At 50.1% G+C, this 18263-nt stretch carries 15 protein-coding genes; 9 read left to right on the top strand and 6 right to left on the bottom strand.

What is annotated here, in order from left to right; genetic code table 11:
* Both ACR0J5_RS01445 and ACR0J5_RS01440 read right to left on the bottom strand, forming a co-directional pair.
* Positions 1-1905 carry a CHASE2 domain-containing protein gene (locus ACR0J5_RS01445; RefSeq protein WP_480650080.1) on the bottom strand — a complete coding sequence of 635 codons (1905 nt, stop codon included), beginning with the start codon at positions 1903-1905 and terminating at the stop codon, positions 1-3.
* Positions 1906-1907: 2 nt separating this feature from the next.
* Positions 1908-2552, bottom strand: coding sequence for a DUF928 domain-containing protein (locus ACR0J5_RS01440; protein ID WP_480650079.1), 645 nt, complete (start codon positions 2550-2552; stop codon positions 1908-1910).
* Positions 2553-2843: 291 nt separating this feature from the next.
* Here ACR0J5_RS01440 and ACR0J5_RS01435 point away from each other — a divergent pair, with 291 nt between their 5' ends.
* The 5 genes from ACR0J5_RS01435 to ACR0J5_RS01415 all read left to right on the top strand — a co-directional run bounded on the left by ACR0J5_RS01435 (position 2844) and on the right by ACR0J5_RS01415 (position 7034).
* Complete coding sequence (locus ACR0J5_RS01435; RefSeq protein WP_480650078.1) at positions 2844-4133, top strand: M16 family metallopeptidase; 1290 nt, start codon at positions 2844-2846, stop codon at positions 4131-4133.
* Position 4134: 1 nt separating this feature from the next.
* Complete coding sequence (locus tag ACR0J5_RS01430; protein ID WP_480650077.1) at positions 4135-5607, top strand: hypothetical protein; 1473 nt, start codon at positions 4135-4137, stop codon at positions 5605-5607.
* A gap of 243 nt (positions 5608-5850) precedes the next feature.
* On the top strand, positions 5851-6279 hold the full coding sequence (locus ACR0J5_RS01425; protein ID WP_480650076.1) for a hypothetical protein: 429 nt from the start codon (positions 5851-5853) through the stop codon (positions 6277-6279).
* 9 nt (positions 6280-6288) lie between these two features.
* Positions 6289-6732, top strand: coding sequence for a hypothetical protein (locus ACR0J5_RS01420; RefSeq protein ID WP_480650075.1), 444 nt, complete (start codon positions 6289-6291; stop codon positions 6730-6732).
* A gap of 5 nt (positions 6733-6737) precedes the next feature.
* Positions 6738-7034, top strand: coding sequence for a hypothetical protein (locus tag ACR0J5_RS01415; protein WP_480650074.1), 297 nt, complete (start codon positions 6738-6740; stop codon positions 7032-7034).
* Between the two features lie 203 nt (positions 7035-7237).
* On the opposite strand, the gene ACR0J5_RS01410 is transcribed toward ACR0J5_RS01415, so the two are convergent.
* The 4 genes from ACR0J5_RS01410 to ACR0J5_RS01395 form a co-directional block, all read right to left on the bottom strand.
* Positions 7238-8140, bottom strand: a complete 903-nt coding sequence (locus tag ACR0J5_RS01410) for a DMT family transporter (RefSeq protein WP_480650073.1) — start codon at positions 8138-8140, stop codon at positions 7238-7240.
* Entirely contained in the window at positions 8133-8990 is an 858-nt protein-coding gene (locus tag ACR0J5_RS01405; RefSeq protein ID WP_480650072.1) for a class I SAM-dependent methyltransferase, read from the bottom strand. The genes ACR0J5_RS01410 and ACR0J5_RS01405 overlap by 8 nt, the downstream gene beginning before the upstream one ends.
* Positions 8987-9283 (bottom strand): YciI family protein, encoded by a 297-nt coding sequence (locus tag ACR0J5_RS01400; protein ID WP_480650071.1) that lies wholly within the window; start codon positions 9281-9283, stop codon positions 8987-8989. Before ACR0J5_RS01400 ends, ACR0J5_RS01405 begins: the two co-directional genes overlap by 4 nt.
* A gap of 119 nt (positions 9284-9402) precedes the next feature.
* On the bottom strand, positions 9403-10302 hold the full coding sequence (locus ACR0J5_RS01395; RefSeq protein ID WP_480650070.1) for a LysR family transcriptional regulator: 900 nt from the start codon (positions 10300-10302) through the stop codon (positions 9403-9405).
* Between the two features lie 65 nt (positions 10303-10367).
* Here ACR0J5_RS01395 and ACR0J5_RS01390 point away from each other — a divergent pair, with 65 nt between their 5' ends.
* The 4 genes from ACR0J5_RS01390 to ACR0J5_RS01375 all read left to right on the top strand — a co-directional run bounded on the left by ACR0J5_RS01390 (position 10368) and on the right by ACR0J5_RS01375 (position 18139).
* Positions 10368-11549: a sulfotransferase gene (locus tag ACR0J5_RS01390; RefSeq protein WP_480650069.1), complete on the top strand. Its 1182-nt coding sequence runs from the start codon at positions 10368-10370 to the stop codon at positions 11547-11549.
* On the top strand, positions 11546-13279 hold the full coding sequence (locus ACR0J5_RS01385; RefSeq protein ID WP_480650068.1) for a carbamoyltransferase family protein: 1734 nt from the start codon (positions 11546-11548) through the stop codon (positions 13277-13279). The genes ACR0J5_RS01390 and ACR0J5_RS01385 overlap by 4 nt, the downstream gene beginning before the upstream one ends.
* 614 nt (positions 13280-13893) lie before the next feature.
* The gene (locus ACR0J5_RS01380) at positions 13894-16203 is read left to right on the top strand and encodes an AAA family ATPase (RefSeq protein ID WP_480650067.1); all 2310 of its coding nucleotides are present in this window, start codon (positions 13894-13896) and stop codon (positions 16201-16203) included.
* Positions 16196-18139 carry a UvrD-helicase domain-containing protein gene (locus ACR0J5_RS01375; protein WP_480650066.1) on the top strand — a complete coding sequence of 648 codons (1944 nt, stop codon included), beginning with the start codon at positions 16196-16198 and terminating at the stop codon, positions 18137-18139. The genes ACR0J5_RS01380 and ACR0J5_RS01375 overlap by 8 nt, the downstream gene beginning before the upstream one ends.
* Positions 18140-18263: the final 124 nt, after the last annotated feature.

Genomic DNA, 18263 nt, shown 5'->3' with positions numbered 1-18263 from the left:
TTACAGTAAGGACTTGGGGGCTTTGGCCTCGATAACCAAAATCTCTGTCGCGCCGTCGTCATGGCGAAAGCTGCTGAGGACCGGCCAATCCCGTTGCGCATCAATCAGATCGGCGGTCGCCTGTGTCATGCAAACCGGGCGAAACCCTTCGGCGTCTGGGGACAGTGTCTTGATCCGGTTTTCCAGACGTGCAGCAACATTGATGGTGTCGCCGATCACATTGTAATGCAGCGAACCGCTGACACCTAGCGTACCGCCGATCGCCTCACCGCTGTTCAGTGCGACGCGCAGCCGGTAGGGCGGCGGCTGGCCATCGCCCGTGTTCAGTGCGAGTGTTGCCGCGCGCAAGGCATGCGCGCAGCGCAGCGCGGCCAAAGCGTTGGCGCGATGCTCTGCATCGGTTTCACTCGGCACCGGAGCGCCAAAGATCACCAATATCCCGTCCCCCGTGAATTTCTCGACAAAACCGCCATGATCGCGGGCCACTTCGCCCAAGCGGTCCAACAGGCGCGACACCCAAGCCATGAAGTCACCGGCATTCATCGCGTTTCCGATGCGGGTGGACCCTTCGATATCCGCCAGCAGCGCGGTGACAAACAGGCGCTGCGATCTCGGCTTACCACCAGATAACAGCTTTTTACGCTGCTGCCAGATTTCCTGCGAAAGCGCGTCCGACAGGTGTGAGGAAAACACCTGTGCGATGACCCTTCGCTGGTTGCGAGACACCACTGCGATGACAGTGAACCCGGCCAGAAATCCAATAGCCCAACCCAAAAAGGAAGCGGAAACCGGCATCAATAGCGCATTCTTCTGGAACAACGACAGGCCAAGGAACAAGACCGTGCCCCCCAACACGGCACATCCCATCGCATAGAGTGTCTTGCGCATAAACACTGCAAGGCTAGCGGCCAGAAAGACTGACATGAAAACCAATACTGCACTGGCCTGATCGTTCAGCGAGCGCAAGACCGGACGCGCGCCCCTTGCGTAATCGATCAGTTGTTGAACGATGGCTGCATGCAATTCGGCCCCGAATGCAAAATCGGCCCCGGTTGACCGATTCAGCGGTGTCAAAAAATAGTCTTTGACCGAGTGGCTGGTGACGCCAATGATCACAGCCTTGTTTTCAAATTGCCCTGCGGCACCTTTTGCCAGCACGTCCATTGCTGGAATATGTTGCACTACGGGCAAAGCGTTCTGATAGTCGATGACGATTTGATACCCCGCCGTATCAACGTTTCGGAACAGGTTTGTCCCGGGCTCCAAGGGGCCCACGTCGGTGTCCCCGAAGGACAGGTTACGAGGGTTCGACGCGCTAGTCTGCAACGCCTGTCTGTTTGAAAAAGCCGACGCCATTCTAAGCGGCAGAGACAACGCGATCCCGTCCGCCGTGTTGACCAATAGCAGTGCGCGCCGCGCCACCCCGTCCGGGTCTATGGGAATGTCCGAAAACCCGGCTTGCGCGCCCTCTGGTGCGGTGATCCCGGCATCTTTGCCGCTTGGCAGTTTCGACACCACAAAGACCCGAGGGGATTTCAGAATTTCGATCAGATCCTCGCGCCCTTCTCCGGCAGGACGGTCGCGGTAGATATCTATGCCGACAGCCGCAGCGCCGTCATCTAGGACTGTCTTAACCAATTGGGCGATCTGCATGTCTGCAACCGGCCAGCCCCATTTGCCAAGTTCGTTGTCCGAGATTGAGATAAGGACAACATCGGGAACACTCTGGCCTTTTGCCAAGACCGAGGTGGTCCAGTCATATTGCAACAGCTCCAACGGCTCTAACTTGCCCTTGCTGCGCAAACCGACCAACAGACCACCCAAAAGGATCGTAATGATCCCTACGACGGCCCAACGTCGCCACAAGGGCATCAAAGACGATGTCAGCTTCCACGAAGAGTTCACCGTCAACGATCAACACCAGCGGTCGAAAGTAGCAAATCCAGGTGCCCGGGGTTTAGCGCATTCACCCGACCGCTCAGGCTTATCTCAACCACGTTTGACAACGCATCGAACCATATTCCGGCGGCAGCCGGGTTGTCGTTTTTCAACCGGTCTGGAACACGCTCAATCAGGCTTTTTGAATGGGCAATAACTGCGTTAGAGTTTTGATCAAGCAGCGCGACAGACCATTCGTAAACCCGATCAGGTTCCAGTTGGTAACCCACGCGCTCTAGGTTCAGTCCAAAGTCTCCTGGCGGGAACGGCCCGGTGAGCATCAGTTCCACACCGGTTGAATCAATGGGTTTCAAACCGACAATCAGGTCACCTCGGTGACCCTGTTGCAAACGCCAGACCAAAGGCGGCCAGGGCAAGGTGGTAAGCCCGCCACCTTGCGGAACCAAGAGCTTGAGGTTTTCGGCGTTCTCGGTCGCAGATCCCCCTCTGGTCCCTGCACCCATACGATCTTGGGGAACACCTATGTCCGGGGGAACGAAAACGACGCTTTCTGAGCTTTCATCCGTTTCCGAATTGGCATCAGCAAGGGCGTTCCGACCAGTCGAAAAACTCAAAACCAGCCCCAGAACAAAACCCGTTATGGCTACATTCAAACAAGACACACTGCGTCTCTCGAAAAAGCGAAAATGAAATGAAATCGACCTTCAGCCTAGGCCGGAATACACTGTAAGTCCAGTTTTCGAAGGGTTTGGAGTGTGTCACACAGGGCAACACAACTCTTGGCAGTTTTTTTCTAACTTGCACAATCTGCCCGAAAGCAACATGCTTTTCCTGCCTGGATTGGCCCCACAACTGTCGTCATGCGGTGCGCAATCCATTTGCAGATTCAAAGGATAGATGGGCGCAGGTTGACAAATTCTTATGACATATTGCCAAGGCTCATGATGCGCGCCGCTGTTTTCGTATTCTTTCTTGTTTTTCTAACCTTAGCTGGCACGGCCCACGCTCAGCGCGTCATCTCACTGCCGGAAAAGGGCGGCCTTTACGCCGCTTATGTCGTGCCCACCGATGCCTTCGACCGCGTGGACGTTCAACTGATCGTTCTGTCCGGTTCCTACGATGACCCCAAGCCTTCCGGTACAGCCCACCTGACCGAGCATCTGGCCGCATTCTCTGCGGATTCTGCGGTACTGAGACGGCCCCGAGAACGCGATATCTTTGCCACCACATACAATGTCGCAACAGTCTACATAAACTCTGGCATGCCTGATGAAACAGAAAAGCTGCTTAGGTTGTCCCGTGCTGTTCTGGACACCCCCGAATTGCCAAAAGGTTTTGCAAAAAGTGAAATTGAGATCGTTCAGCGCGAAACACTGCTGCGGGAAAGGCAGTCTCCGTTTCGGTGGCTCAGACGGATCGCCTTGCAGAACCTCTACGGAACCCCTCGTGGACGTGCCAACAACACCATTGATGACCTACCCAAGCTGAGCCTTGAGGCGGCCTATCAGTTCCACAAAGAGCATTACGCGCCCTCCAACGTGACCCTGATTGTTTCGGGCAAGATAGAACCCGAGACCGCCGCCGAACTTATCGAGCGGATATTTGGCGATACCGAACCTTCGGTCGTGCCACCAAAGCCGTGGCTGGATCATAAGCCCGATCCGCAACTTCAGTTTGTTGAAAGGCTGGAATCGGATCGATTGCTGCACGACACGATTCAAATTGCGAAATTCGTGGACTTTCAGGACCACCCCTCCAGCTTTGATATGCAGGGGGCGTTTTTCATAACGTCCACCATTATTGGCGACCGTCTTGCCAAGGCGCTCTACCATGAAGACGAACGGTTTCTGAACATCGACGCAGATTGGTTCTTTGCGAAAAATGCCGATCTTGAACTGACAGTGGATATGCAGCTGATGCCGGGTTTCACCCTGGCCGAAGCGCATGAAAGCTTTAACAATGCCATGGCGACCTTGCTGGATGAGCCAATCACCAGGAAAGAGATACGCCAGGCCCGCCAACAAGATATCGTCTATGCCCAAAACGCCATGCGCCGTCCGGTGGCGTTCATGTCTTTTCTCAAAAACCTGGCGGCTGACGGCTTTCCACCGATCACCCCTTCGAAATTTTCCGAAATACTAAGCATGACGACGGATCAGGAAGTCATCGATTTCGCGGAAAAGGTTATGCAACCCTCGGCCATTTCCGTCGTTCTGGCTGAAAAAGTGAACTAGAATGACAACGATCAAAACCCATTTCGTCGCGTTTGCCTTTGCCCTTACCAGCCTTTTACACACACAGCAGGCCGCGGCAGAACTGATCGCGGCGACGGGCGAGACACGCACCGCCACTCTTAATCCACTTCACAATGGTATGTCGGCATTGACCCTGGTGTGGGATATCGACGAGCCAACACTGGAACGTGTCTCGGCGCTGAGGGCGAGCCTTGCGAGCATCGCAACAGGGGGGACGTCCAGCCGCTCCTCCTTTCAAATTGGCACATTTCTGGACTTGAAAGGGGTCAGGCAACATGTCGATTCCGATAAACGTCATCTTCTGCTGACGGTCTCGGCCCCAAACGAGGTTTTTCCCGAAACCCTTGTGCACCTTGAGAATATCCTGCTGGAACCCGCGTACAGCAGCGGCTGGTACGCGCGGCAACTTCAATATGTCAGCCCAATCGATTCAATCATAACAAGACGGCCAGACCATGTTCTCGGCGAAATCTCGGTGTATCTTGAGCACCCGCACGGCGAAGCAAAAAACGGCGAAGACGTCCGATTTGGGCGCCCCTCTCAGGCCATTCTGCGCTCAGAAAATCCCGAAGTGGAACGTCGCATGACAAGGCTGATCCAAAAGCTTCCAAAGGCAGAATGGAAACTGCCCTTCTCGAAATGGGCCAAACTATTGTCGGGTGAAGGGGAACAGGAATTTGCCCTGCCGAAAGGGACCATTCATTTCCCCGATCCTGACTCCAGCGAAATGCTGATCTTGCTCGTCAAGGCGCAAGAATTCACGGATGAGACCAGTCAGGTTGGCGCTAACGTCTTGTTGGATTACGTGGGGGCCAATCAAGGCTCGGAAATGTTCCGAGTTATTCGGCAGGAAATGCGCGCCGCTTACGATCCGCGGACGGATTTCATCGTAATGGGTAAAAACAGAGCGATTATGTCGCTCAGCGCAACTGTCGAAGCTCCCAATTGGCCGACGGTCTACAGTACAATGCAGCAAATTTACGGCGAGACACGCAGCGGATCTATCGATCAGGAAGGTCTGCAGATACAGTTCGGGAGGCTGGACAGAACGTACTACAGCGATTTCTACAGCGATCCTGTCTGGGCTGCATGGCAGTACCTGCACGAGCACCCCAAAGGTGTTGACGGCAGCATCAGTCTCCCGCTTTTTCAGGCGTTCGGAACGATCTCTCTGACCGAAGTCGCCGCAGATTCAGACAAGCTATTGCCGCCTTTGGATGACTATCTTCTCATCCTGATCGGAGGGGGTACCGCACCGGCAACCCCCCTTAAATCGTCCGGCTATTGCGCCCTGCCCAAAAGCGCCCGGCTCAGCTATTGTCTTGATCGGCTGTCAAACGTCCAGATGTCGGAAAAGCATAAGAGTGCCAAAATTGGGACCCCTAAAAACGAATCGCGCTCAACTATTTGGTTTTTAAAGGAAAAATTTCCCAACATTCGTGTAAAGCCATAAGCATGCCAAGTTCAAGGAAAGTGGGTTTTGTTAGGCCGAGGATTGCCTCGCCAAGGCGAAGAAAGCGAAGCTCTTTACGAATTTCTGGAAGAGTTGGACAAACACTATTCAGAGAACTTCCCGGGCCAGAAAACAGACAGAAAAAACCGCCTCGCTGTAAAGTGGTTGGAAACACTTCGCGAAGGTAGAAAATCTCTGAGATCTGAATTTGATTTTTTGCTTGGTTTACTCAAAGGCTAACAGATGCATTCGGTTGAAGAGAAATTCCAAAAAAGTAAATTGTGGACAAAAATTGGGGACGAATGGACGTCAACACGCAATAGACGTGCGTTATTTGAAGACTGGACGTGTTTCTTGCACGGAGCGCTTATTGGGTTTGCCATTCTCATTGTGACTTTGCCAACCGGCCCCCTAAAGGTTGCCGTCGCGCTCGGGTGGCTGGTCACTCTCTTAGCCTGCATCATCGCCAACTGCGTTCTCTTTGCGTTCAGTCGTCGAGAATGGAAGATATTCAACAAAATTGTTTCGTTAGATCCTGCGGCAGCCAATCATCCCTGGTTTTCGGGGAAGCTTGGAAAAGTACTAGCGTTCATCCAGCGTCGAAAAATTCGCGCTGCTTTGTTTGACGATAGTTACGTATTCCCAGTTCAATCACTCAAAAAGTTGCTGTGAAGCCTTAAAATGACCAAGAAAAGAGATCGTACGAAGACCCGTGCTTTTGAGATAGAGGCCTCTGCTTATATTGAAAACTTGCGAAAACGTGTTTCCGAGCAACCTTTGGGCCATGAAACTGTATATTCTAGTCAACAAGTCACCACAGCGTTACGCTCTTTGACTGAGATCGAAAGGCAGATCGGCACGCATCAAAACAAACTGCATATATCTTATGCGCGCTCCAATGGCGCCAAGCCAGGACGCCGAGTATGTAAGACTCCCGATCGCGTAGCCTTAGCCACCAAAATGCTCGAAGCGGGCTTTTCTGGGTTGGAAATCCACCAAGCTATAAAGAACATCGCTGGCCCCAGTATTGCACGGTCTACCTATTATCTTTGGCAAAAACGGAGACTGGCCGCGGATCATGATGGCCGGATCGCGATCAACCAGTATTATCAGCTAGGGAGGTAGCGAGCATGAGCGACTTACCCCTGGACAAGCTGCCCAAAGCGTCCTTTGATTTTCTACAAAGGCTGGCGGCGGAAAATGACGTTTCTATAGTGGAGCAGGCAATGCAGGTGCTGAATGATGCCCTCTCGCCCAGTACAACCAATGAGGACCCACTGGAGATCACCACACCGCAGTTGCAAGAAAACATGGATTTGTTGATCGCAGCCTACGATCGTCAGCCGATATTTGTTACGGATGATGACCACGGACAGTTTGTGATAATGCCGGTCGAGGAATTCAAAAAGATGTCGGTCCCGGAGTAACAGGCAATTTCTGTAGCGTTCGCGCTTGTAAGACAGCCCAAGTCGCTCTGAAAAACAGAATTTTCGAAACATTGTCGCTGGCCCATTGTTCGCTTGCGAATTCGCGGCTTTGTCCGGCTAACACTAGGTGCGCCCTGCGTATTCTTACGGTGCTACGAAATCCTGTTGCAATTGCTAGAGCCGCAAGTCAATTTCGAGTGTCACTATTTCTTAAATGTCTTACTAGCTATTCGCGCCCCAATGACTACGAACAACATACCAATAATAGTCGGCATTGTTAATTTCTCATTCCAGCCGACATACGCTGCTAGAGCCGCAATCACGATCGACAAGTAATTCCACGTGTTGATCTTGTCTGCGGGTGCCACTTCGCAACCTTTAGACAAGTAGTACTGGGCAAACGTTGTTGCAAATCCAAGGGCAATAATTGGCAGGAATGTTTCCGGTTGCGGTGTTTGCCAATTGAGCAAGCAAAGCGGGATGGAAAGAACGAAGCTGACTATTGTGAAGTAGACCATCTGGCGATCCGGAGACTCGGTGTCGGACATTTTCCATATCACGACAGTCGCTGCACCACCCAACAGTCCGGACATCAATCCGGCACCCATTCCGAAATAGTTTCTGAGGTCAAAGCTATATTGCAACGTTGGGTCGACGACGAGGGCAACACCAAAGAATGCCACTAGTACTCCCATCCAAACCGTAGTTGCAGAAATTCGCCGCAGGAATACTAGTGCTAGGATAGGCACAAACACAGGGCTGGTAGAAAGCAGCAACACTGCGGTAGCGAGTTCGATCTGCGACACTGCGTAGAAATAGCAATACAATACTGCAAGAGAAAGTGACGACCGGAGCAAATGAAGTCCAACTCGCTTGCTTTTCAGGTCCCTAAAAGCTGAAGGGCGAAACGCTACTAGAAAGCCTCCGAATATCAGCATGCTCAGGAGATTGCGCCAAAAAACCAGTTGCACCGGTGAAATATCCTGCAATGCAAGCTTCACTGCCGCGCCAGCCGCTGCGAACATTGCCGCAGAGATGCAAATGTAGATAGAACCGAGCAGGATATTGTCCTGGCGCCCGGGCAATACCGTGGCAGAATTAGACATGAGCACTGACCACGGCGTATTTCTCTGTCCAGCAAACACTTTCGCGCCCTTCACTCTTGAAGCGCGATTTCATGCCATCAATCCCCAAACGATGCACCGAAGAGTTGATTATCCGTTCACTCATAAACGTGGGGATCCAACGATCTTCCAGCCTTTGCCAATAATTGTCCGCTGGCACTTCTACGTTTGTGACAGATTCAGTAACTTCGACTTTTGAAAAAGTGTCCCGCATAGCTTCAAATGCATCCGCGTAACGATCCGCACGAAAAAACATGTCCGTAGCATGCAACTCATTCTCGACTGCCGGTAGCCATTCATCCGGAAATGCCCAAGGATACCATTCAGGTGTCATGTTCCTTGCCTGAATTACAATTCTGCCTCCCGGGCGTAGCGAGGAAGCCAACTCTCCGAAGACTTCTTTGAATTCGTCATGTCCCACATAATGGGCGGATTGCATGAAGTAGATACAGTCAAATAAGTCCGGCTCTCCGGAATCGCCAACTCTCTTGGCAAACTCCTGTGCTGATTGGCATTTTCTGGACAATCGATTGGCAGCGTCAGGATTTCGGTTCGCAACTTGTCGGGCTTGCACGTCTATAAGATCGGGTGACGGATCAATCGCAGTAATCCTGATGCCAGGGCTGCGTTCCAAAAACAGCATTGCCCAATAACAGGGCCCGGCACCAACATCCGCGAGAGACTGTTGCTTTCCGTCTCTTTGTTCCCCATGAAGAATTGGTAACATCGTTTCACACACCCAGTCGTCGAACTTGGGGCCAAATGTGAAATTTTCTGCGAAGTTTGATTGATAGCTTGAAAACGGATTGTTCTTGCTCAAGTCAGTTTTCATAGTTGAGCCTCGCCATTTTCAAAGACAACTTTCCACTGCAATATCCTGATATCCTGCCGTAAGCCCGTCGGGTAGAATGGGTCTTCTTCAACCAGGGATTGGACCGCAGCCTCGTGCTTCGCTTCCACAACCCACAGACCGCCAGCTCCTGCACCCGAAATCAGATCGAACAATGGACCCGCGCTGAGGACCGTTTCCTTGTTCCGCCCGAGAAACGCTAAGTGATCTTTCATGTGTTCTTGTCGCTTGTGGGCAAAATCTTCGTTGTCTGTGAATTGAACGATGAACCGCATCTGACATCTCCCTTTTCGGCGAGACTATGGCGATGGCCGCGGTTCTTAAAACATCAAGAACTGAAAGTAGGGATTGCAATTGTTGCTGCCCCAGAGCCTCAGGCTTTGGTTTGTAGCCCCTATACCTCAGAGAATATTTGCTCCAACCAAGCCGTCACCACCTGCACACGTTGCGTTTTGACAAGGTTCGGATGCGTCAGGAGCCACAGTTCGCGCTTTGGCAGATCTCGATACCCAGTTAGCTCAGAGACTTGAGAAATGTCGGCCGCAACTATTTTGGGAAGCAACGTTTTACCTAGACCCGCCATCACCGCGCCAACCAAGCCTTCTGCATCATTAAAGCTGATGTTACTAACGGCTTCCCCAGACACTTCAGAGTAATTGCTGATCCACTTGGCGTTAGGGAGTTGGGTCATGTCAGCTTCGTAAGACAACCACGGTAAAGCGCTTGCATCATTTCTAGGGTGCAATTCGGGATTTGCCGAATATACACCATATTCGAGAGTGCCAATTTTTCGCGTCAGAACATCCAGTTCTGTCACAGGCCGGGACAACCTGATTGCCAGATCCGCCTCTCGGCTCATCATGCTCAGATCTGCTGGCACGCCGACCAATTCCAGCTTCAATTTTGGGTTTTGCTTCAGCAGTTTATGCGCGTGCATGGTCAATAGCCGATTGGAGATCAACGGTACGGTGGTTAGGCGAACAACCCCGGCGGGAAGGGCTTGGGTGCCCAGTGCTTGCTCCAATCCGGCCTCGACTTCGAATTCGGCCTGTTGCAGTCGCTCAAACAAGCTTTCTCCTGAATTCGTCAGCATCATCCCCTTGGGAGTTCGTTCAAATAGGTCCAGGCCGAGGCGGTTCTCAACGGAACTCACATATCTGGAAACTGTACTTTCGGTCATTCCAAGATTGGTGGCGGCGCTTTTGAGTGATCGGGATCGCGCAACCTCAAGGACGATTCGCAGCGATCGCCAGTCAATCTGAGCATGAATTCCTGCAATAGGGGGTTGCGCCATTTCGGGCTCCTCATCTCTAGCGCGAGCGCTACCCATGTCATGAAACTTATTTTGAGAGGTCGTCAATGATCTTCTTGGTATTGATCTTAACGTATGTTGTTTCAGCTACTGTCCTACCGTTTCCAAACTGGACGTCATTCCGGGTAGCAATTATCGCAACTTTGACCGCACCGGAAATCACACTCCGGCAACGAATGAGTATGCTTCTATATTTGCTCAGAGAGGTAGCGCTCTTGCCGGTATGGGCTTTGTTCTGGGTGGCGGATGAAGTCTTATTCGCGACCTATCACGATCAGAATATTCGAGAGCCCATATTCATTATTTCGCAACCTCGAAGCGGAACTACGTTTTTATTACGCACGTTATCCGAAGATAAGGATAGCTTTCTAAGCGTCAAACATCTGGAGTGGCGGTACCCTTACATAACATTTTGGATTCTGATGGACTGGCTGGGCCTTCGCCCCTGGTTGGAAAATCGAAGCTATTGGCCAAATACTGAGCTGGGAAACACCTGTAAAAAAATCCATGCACATGTGCTTGGGAATTACGAAGAATTTGGCATCTTCCTGGAAGAGCGGTTTTTCCACCATTACTTTGTTTTTCGTAGGTTCCCATTCAAACCGGTTTTGGATCGAGTCTCTCGCTTTGACAGCCTTTCCAACGCTGACAAAGACATAATGATTTCGACCTTTTTGCGCGTCATCCGAAAGGTGTACTTTTATCGTGGCGATGAAGAGATTTTTCTCGCAAAAGAAAACGAGTCGGTTGAGTTTTGTCGATCTGTGATCGACAGGCTGCCGGACGCCCGGCTCTTGATGATTTGCCGTGAGCCGCAGCCGATGCTCAATTCCTACCTGACGATGTCTGTGACATGCACTCAAGTCAAGCATGGGGTCGACCCAACGCCCCGTATTGGCTGGAACCAAATGAACACAGCGTTTAGGCGCGATCAATGCCGCCAGTTTGTCGAATTCTGGAACGAGTATCGGCTGCGCCGTCAGGCTATACTCGTATCATTTCAAGACTTTACAACAGATATTCAAGGGACGACCACGCGGATCTACAAGCAATTCAGCATCAATTTGAGCGAAGAATTCCTGAGGTATCTGGAGCAAGCTCAGGCAAAGCAAGACAAGCGAAACAGTGGTTACGAGAACCTTACGTGCTCGGAAGAAGGCTTCGAATTCTATAGCGAATTTGTAAGGCGAGCGACTCTTTCAAAAAGATCATTGGAGGCTGCGCAATGAATATTCTTGGATTGAACTATATTTTTCATGATTCCTCGGCATGTCTGATAAAGGATGGCGAAATAGCATTCGCAGTTGAAGAGGAGCGGCTCTCACGATCCAAGCACACGCAGAGCTTCCCGAATTTATCGATCAATGAAACTCTGGAGCAAACCGGTACATCACCAGATGAAATCCATCATATTGCAGTTTCAATAAATCCGGGAAAAGCGGATCACGCAAAATTGGCCTACGCTTCGGCACTGCAAGAACGCAAGGGCGATTTTCTTGACTACGAATTTGAACGCCTGAAGCAGCGCCATCTGACGTTCTGGGATTGGTACAACGACACCTGGCCAGAATGGTCGGCACATCGCCCCAAAGTCCATTTCATTGATCATCATCTGGCTCATGCAGCAGGGACCTACTTCGCATCGCCGTGGGAGCGGGCAGCATTACTATCAATTGACGGTTGGGGGGAATGGTCAACAACATGGGTAGGTAGAGCTCAAAAGAACGAAGTTGAGGCTTTCGGGGAAAGCTTTTTCCCTCACTCACTCGGAGTCTTTTATTCTGTTGCAACTCAGTTTTGTGGATTCCAAGCAAACTATGATGAGGGAAAAACCATGGGGCTCGCCCCGTGTGGAGATCCTTCTCGCTTTTATGACGTGGTTGCGTCCATGGTTGACGTATCAGACGATCTGAGCGTCAGGCTGGACCTGAAATGGTTTGATTTCCCAGCTCTCGGGCGACGCCTGTTCAGCCGACAGTTTCTTGAGCAGTTCGGATCGCCACGCCTGCCAGGACAAGAAATTCTACAACATCATATTGATGTTGCTGCCGCGTTCCAGTTGGTTCTTGAAGAAACAATCTTAAAGATTGCCCGCAAGCTTCGACAACGTACTGAAGAGAAACATCTGGTTTTTGCTGGCGGTGTGGCTCTCAATAGCGTGGTTAATGGCAGGATTGTCCGAGAAGGAATTTTCGAAGATATCTTCCTGATGCCGGGCGCCGGAGACAATGGCACTAGTATTGGGGCAGCCGCGTATGTGCATTCAAAAACGCTGAAGTCAGAGAAAAGAATAATACACAGCACACCATATCTGGGGCGCGCTTATTCGGAAGAAGAAATTGAAATGGCCTTGCAGTCAGCAAAGGTACCGTATCAAAAATCGGACGATGTCTACGGCGAGATTGCGAGCGTATTGCATGATGGAATGATTGTCGGTTGGTTTCAGGGCAGAATGGAATTTGGCCCCCGCGCCCTTGGCGCACGTAGCATTCTAGCCGATCCGACGAAGCCGGACATGAAACGAAAAATCAATGCAGAGGTGAAGCATCGGGAACCGTTCCGACCATTCGCGCCTTCGGTGGTCCAAGAAAGAGCACAGGAGTACTTTGATATCGATGTTAACGTTCCCTACATGCTGAAAGTTGCACCCGTGCGCGATGACGTGCAAGCCCACATTCCCGCAATCGTTCATGTGGATGGGTCAGCCCGCCTCCAGACGGTAGATTCGAAAGTAGCCCCGGAATATCATCGCTTGATTTCGGCTTTTGGCGAAATTTCGGGCCATCCTGTCCTATTGAATACAAGTTTCAATGTTATGGGAGAGCCGATTGTCGAGTCGCCAACCGATGCCCTTCGTTGTTTTTATTCTACCGGCATAGACGTTTTGGCATTGGGGCCATTCGTGGTACGCAAAGGGGTCGAAGCTGCTAAGGTCAGCCAAAGCATAGCAGCTCAATAGTCTTTGCCCTTTGGGCTTCGCTAGCCTTATCTGACCGACGTTGAATTTCCGGCTATCGTCAATTGCTCAACTTTTCCGGGGCCGTTTGGTGCCGGATGCCCTACTCAACCAGAGATCGCTTCACATAACACCCCTTCAGCGATGTTCGCGGTCCGTTACAGCCCAAGAAATCAGCGCAGGGTTGTGCGTTCGGACAGTCTTGGAAGTTGCATCCGGCGTCGTCGCTGTAAATCTGCCCATCAATCTCAAGGCTATTTTGATACCCCGATGGTGTTTCCGCTTCTTACGCCGGCCAAGCCGACAGGATGTCGGACGTGGGACAGTTGTGTTCAAGAAAGGGTCGAAGGCCCCTGTTGGTTGCGGCCTCACTGTTTCAAAGGATGAATACGTGAAACTGGTAACACATTTGGAAGCGGCAAATCTGGGTGACAAAGAGCTGCGCTTCCCGCTCAACGAAACATTTGATGCTCCGGTTCGTGATCCAACTCGGCGGTGACAGCGATTGCGCAATGTGCCGAATCTCGTATGTGAAAAAATGCCGCCCACAGAAGGCGCTTTTTAGTTGTGCACGACTTCACATCCCCTAAAATGCTGACAACACAAGAGGTTAGCCAATGAAAATTGATTTTATTGAGGTTGGAAATTTTCGAAAACTCCTTGCAACAAGGATAGAGTTCTCTCCGGAAAAAACCATCTTTGTCGGGGCGAACAACAGCGGAAAGACTTCCGCTATGCTCGCGATGCGAAAATTTCTGAGCCAGTCCGGAAGAGCATTCAGAATTCATGACTTCACTTTGAGCCACATTCCCGAGCTCGAGAAGATTGGCGATATCTGGGAGAATTATGACCCAACCTCCGGCGTTGCTGCACCAGCAAATTTGGAAGAATGGGTTTCTTTACTTCCTCATCTGGACCTATGGCTAAAAGTTTCAGACGGTGAATTTCACTATGTTAGCTCAATGATGCCCAACCTGAATTGGTCAGGTGGTTTGATTGGAATTCGCCTAAGGCTTGAGCCATCGAATATCGAAGAGCTTTTTGACGATTTCCGTAAAGCAAGAGGTGAGGCGAAAGAGCTTTTCGAGGCCGCAGTTGCGAGGGCAAAAGCTCAAGCTGAAGAATGCAATAGCGAATATGTCGAGCCCAAGATGCCGTTTTGGCCGTCTGACCTTCCAGAGTATTTGGAACGCCAAATACCCAAACGCTTTAAACTGTGCGTATACCCTCTTGACCCGAAGAAAATAGAGAAACCAGAGGCAATGCGCGCACGCCCTCAGCTGCTCAACCCATCAGCACGACAATTGAAAGAAGATCCATTAGATAAGTTAATCAGGGTGAATTTTGAACCCGCACAGCGTGGCATGAGCGACGATGGAGAAGTGAGTGGTGCGGACGATAGGTCAGAAGCATTTCCGGGAAGAAAGCTCTCCAGTCAACTGAGCTACTATCATGAAAAGCACCTTGATCCTACTGAGAATCCGTCACCAGATGATCTTGGCGCACTAGAAGCCATTGATACAGCGAGGAAAGCTTTCGATCAGAGGATAGACGAAGCATTCAAACCGGCTTTTAAAGAAGTCGAAGGAATGAACTATCCAGGTGTCACTGACCCGCATATTCAAGTTTCTTCCGAGTTAAAGGCTGGGGAAATTCTTCAGCATAGAACTACAGTCTCCTATGCGATGGGACCGTCCTCGTCGCACCGGTTGATGCGACTTCCAGAAAATCAAAATGGGCTGGGCTATCAAAACTTGATTTCAATGGTTTTCAAACTTATGCGCTTCCGGGATGCCTGGATGCGAGTTGGAAAGGCAGAGAAATCTGATGATACTGTTTTTGAACCAATTCACCTAGTGTTGCTTGAAGAGCCAGAGGCACACCTGCACGTTCAAGTTCAACAAGTCTTCATTAAGAAAGCCTATCAAGTACTGCGTGATCATGATCGACTGCGCAAGAGCCCTCACCTAACGACTCAACTCGTTATCAGCACTCACTCAAGTCATGTCGCGCACGAAACTCCGTTCAATTGCTTGAGGTATTTTCGTCGGCTACCAGCAGGCATGGTAACAAAAGTGCCCACCTCGACAGTGGTAAACCTCAAGGAGGTTTTCGGGGACAACGAAAAAGACACCCAGGACTTTGTCACAAGATATCTCCGGACTCAGCACTCAGACCTTTTTTTTGCCGATGCTGCAATACTTATAGAAGGTTCAGCAGAAAGAATGTTAGTTCCTCTCTTTATCAGGGAACATTTTTCCTTTTTACATCAGTGCTTCGTCACACTCTTGGAAATCAACGGTAGCCACGCACATAGGCTCGAAGAGTTAATCAACAAGCTTGGTTTACTGACGCTAGTGATTACGGACATTGATGCTTCAAAAAAAGGTGAGGGTGAAAATGCGAAGCTAAAATCTGTATTGCCTCAAATGGGTGATGAACAAGTCACGACTAATGCGACCCTCAAGAAATGGCTTCCGAAGAAGTCAAGTCTAGATGAGTTGGTAAATCTACCATCCAAAAAGAAAATTGAGTGTTCAGACCCTCTGTTTGCCGTTCGTGTTGCATATCAAACTGCAATCAAGAAAAAACAGGGGGATAACACCATTGAGATAATCCCCAGCACATTTGAAGATTCGCTCGCGCTTGAGAATGAAGAATATTTCAAAAGCCTTGACGGGTACGGAATGACAAAAAAATTCCGAGAAGCCCTCGCATACCTGCCTGACTGGAACGCAGTTGCAAAGGAGATGTTCTGCGCGCTCGAAAATGGAAGCAAGGCTTCATTTGCACTTGATGTACTGAGTGGTGATGGGTTCGAAAAAATAAATCCTCCAAATTATATCGGAGAGGGTTTGGGATGGCTGGAACAGCGACTTCAAACCAAAAAGTCAGACGTATTGGCTGGAGAAGCCGACAATGACTGAGCAAGTGAACGATGACAATGTGGACGATGCGGTTGATGAGAAAATACAAAACTGCCTAAATCTCGATTCTCTAAAAAGTTTTTTCCTTTTTGCGGGAGCTGGCTCGGGTAAAACTAAATCTCTTGTGAAGGCTATTGATTACCTTCGGTCGGTTGACGATTCCTCTTTGGCTAATCGTAGGTGGCTACAAGTGAGAGGCAAAAAAGTTGCTGTCATCACGTTCACTAAGGCTGCCCGTGACGAGATTGTTGAAAGAACTAAACAAGACCCATTAGTAGTTGTTAATACAATACATTCGTTCGCATGGCAGTTAATTCGCGATCATCAGTCCGACATACGTGAGTGGTTGGAAAATGATCTCGCTTCATCCATTGCGACTATGGAGGCAGAACAAGCAAACCGAAGACGCCGAGATACAAAAATTTTCGTGGATACCGAACGCTCAATTTCGTCAAAAATGGAAAGGCTATCCACGCTCAACGAGATTCCAGAGTTTGTCTATAATCCATCAGGCGATAACAGTGGCAGAGACTCGCTCAGCCACGGGGAAGTTCTCAAGATAGTCACCAGCTTACTATTAGAGAAACCCACGATCCAGCAGGTACTCGTCGATGGCTTTCCGGTTTTATTGATTGATGAAAGCCAAGATACCAATCGTCATCTTCTAGAAGCGATATTGCATACTGAAGAAAATCATCGTGGTAGCTTCTGTGTCGGTCTTTTAGGGGATACAATGCAGAGGATTTATGCTGATGGGCATCAGGGCTTGGGAAAGCAAGATTTTATTCCGGCAGAGTGGGCGCAACCTGCGAAGAAAATGAACCACAGAAGCCGATCTCGGATTGTTGATTTGATAAATCAAATTCGTTCCCCGGTTGATAAGCAACGTCAGAGAGCGAGGGAAGATAAACCTGGTGGGTGCGTTAGGATATTCATCGTAAACCGCTTGAAGCAAGAACATCCTCTCGATTTGGAGCATGAAGTACGTATGTTGATGGCGCAAGCCTCCGGCGATGGGTTATGGACCGCAGATGCGAGTAATGGAAGCTCTTCAGTCAAAACACTCATACTTGAACATCATATGGCTGCGGCAAGAATGGGTTTCAGCGATCTGTTCGATCCTCTTTATCAGGTAAACAATGACGCCTTTCGAACTGGTCTTCTTGAAGGGTCGTTGCCGGGGTTACGGTTTTTTTGCTCTGATATTTCCGATCTGATTGACGCAATAACTGAAGGGGATGAGTTCGCGATATCCAGAATTCTACAAGATAGATCACCCCTTCTTTCAAAAGAAGCGCTCAAGGGTGCCGGCCAACGGCAACAAGGTGTTCTGCAAGAGGCAAAAGATGCAGTTGAGAAATTTCGTGAACTAATACAGGTCAATCCTGACCCTTCATTGCAAGAGTTGTTGAATTTGACTGCTGCGGTGAGAATGTTTTCTGTGCCTCGAGCATTCACACCGTTTGTTGGAGGGAGACCGTCTGAGTATGAAGATAGAGACCCGGACGAGTGGGAACCGGATGAGTGGGAAAAAGAAATAGCAGCCTGGCGCGCGGCACTTGCTGCACCATTGAGCCAAGCCCGATTGTATATTTCGTATGTAAATGGCTTGACGGGGTTTGACACGCACCAGGGTGTAAAAGGTTTGGAGTTTCCACGCGTTATGGTCGTTATTAACGATGCTGAGGCAAGGGGATTCTTATTCAGCTACGATAAACTTTTCGGCGCAAAGGAGAAAAGTAAAAGAGATATCGACAACGAAACGGCTGGAATTGACAACGCTTTGGATCGTACTCGTCGGCTTTTCTATGTGACCGCAAGCAGGGCAAAAGACAGTTTGGCTATTGTCGCATACACAGACAATCCGGCGGCTGTTCAAGCTACAGTTCTTGATGGCGGGCTTTTTAAAGAGGAAGAGATGGTCTTGATTGAATGACATATCTAGTGAGCGGATACTCGAAATTCTAACCAAATTGCACGCTGGCACCCGGCTAAGTAGCAAATATCTTAGGGGCGCTATCAAGACACCGCGGGGAAACTGAGCAAGCGTTTCTCGCGAA

The sequence above is a fragment of the Ruegeria sp. BE1 genome (assembly GCF_056538885.1).
This window is presented reverse-complemented; position numbering and strand designations above follow the sequence as displayed.

Bases quoted from the DNA above. Each gene is read 5' to 3' on its own strand.
- ACR0J5_RS01435 (WP_480650078.1), top strand. From the start codon at position 2,844: ATGCGCGCCGCTGTTTTCGTATTCTTTCTTGTTTTTCTAACCTTAGCT.
- ACR0J5_RS01390 (WP_480650069.1), top strand. From the start codon at position 10,368: ATGATCTTCTTGGTATTGATCTTAACGTATGTTGTTTCAGCTACTGTC.
- ACR0J5_RS01415 (WP_480650074.1), top strand. From the start codon at position 6,738: ATGAGCGACTTACCCCTGGACAAGCTGCCCAAAGCGTCCTTTGATTTT.
- ACR0J5_RS01380 (WP_480650067.1), top strand. From the start codon at position 13,894: ATGAAAATTGATTTTATTGAGGTTGGAAATTTTCGAAAACTCCTTGCA.
- ACR0J5_RS01410 (WP_480650073.1), bottom strand. From the start codon at position 8,140: ATGTCTAATTCTGCCACGGTATTGCCCGGGCGCCAGGACAATATCCTG.
- ACR0J5_RS01420 (WP_480650075.1), top strand. From the start codon at position 6,289: ATGACCAAGAAAAGAGATCGTACGAAGACCCGTGCTTTTGAGATAGAG.
- ACR0J5_RS01430 (WP_480650077.1), top strand. From the start codon at position 4,135: ATGACAACGATCAAAACCCATTTCGTCGCGTTTGCCTTTGCCCTTACC.
- ACR0J5_RS01375 (WP_480650066.1), top strand. From the start codon at position 16,196: ATGACTGAGCAAGTGAACGATGACAATGTGGACGATGCGGTTGATGAG.
- ACR0J5_RS01385 (WP_480650068.1), top strand. From the start codon at position 11,546: ATGAATATTCTTGGATTGAACTATATTTTTCATGATTCCTCGGCATGT.
- ACR0J5_RS01400 (WP_480650071.1), bottom strand. From the start codon at position 9,283: ATGCGGTTCATCGTTCAATTCACAGACAACGAAGATTTTGCCCACAAG.
- ACR0J5_RS01425 (WP_480650076.1), top strand. From the start codon at position 5,851: ATGCATTCGGTTGAAGAGAAATTCCAAAAAAGTAAATTGTGGACAAAA.
- ACR0J5_RS01395 (WP_480650070.1), bottom strand. From the start codon at position 10,302: ATGGCGCAACCCCCTATTGCAGGAATTCATGCTCAGATTGACTGGCGA.
- ACR0J5_RS01405 (WP_480650072.1), bottom strand. From the start codon at position 8,990: ATGAAAACTGACTTGAGCAAGAACAATCCGTTTTCAAGCTATCAATCA.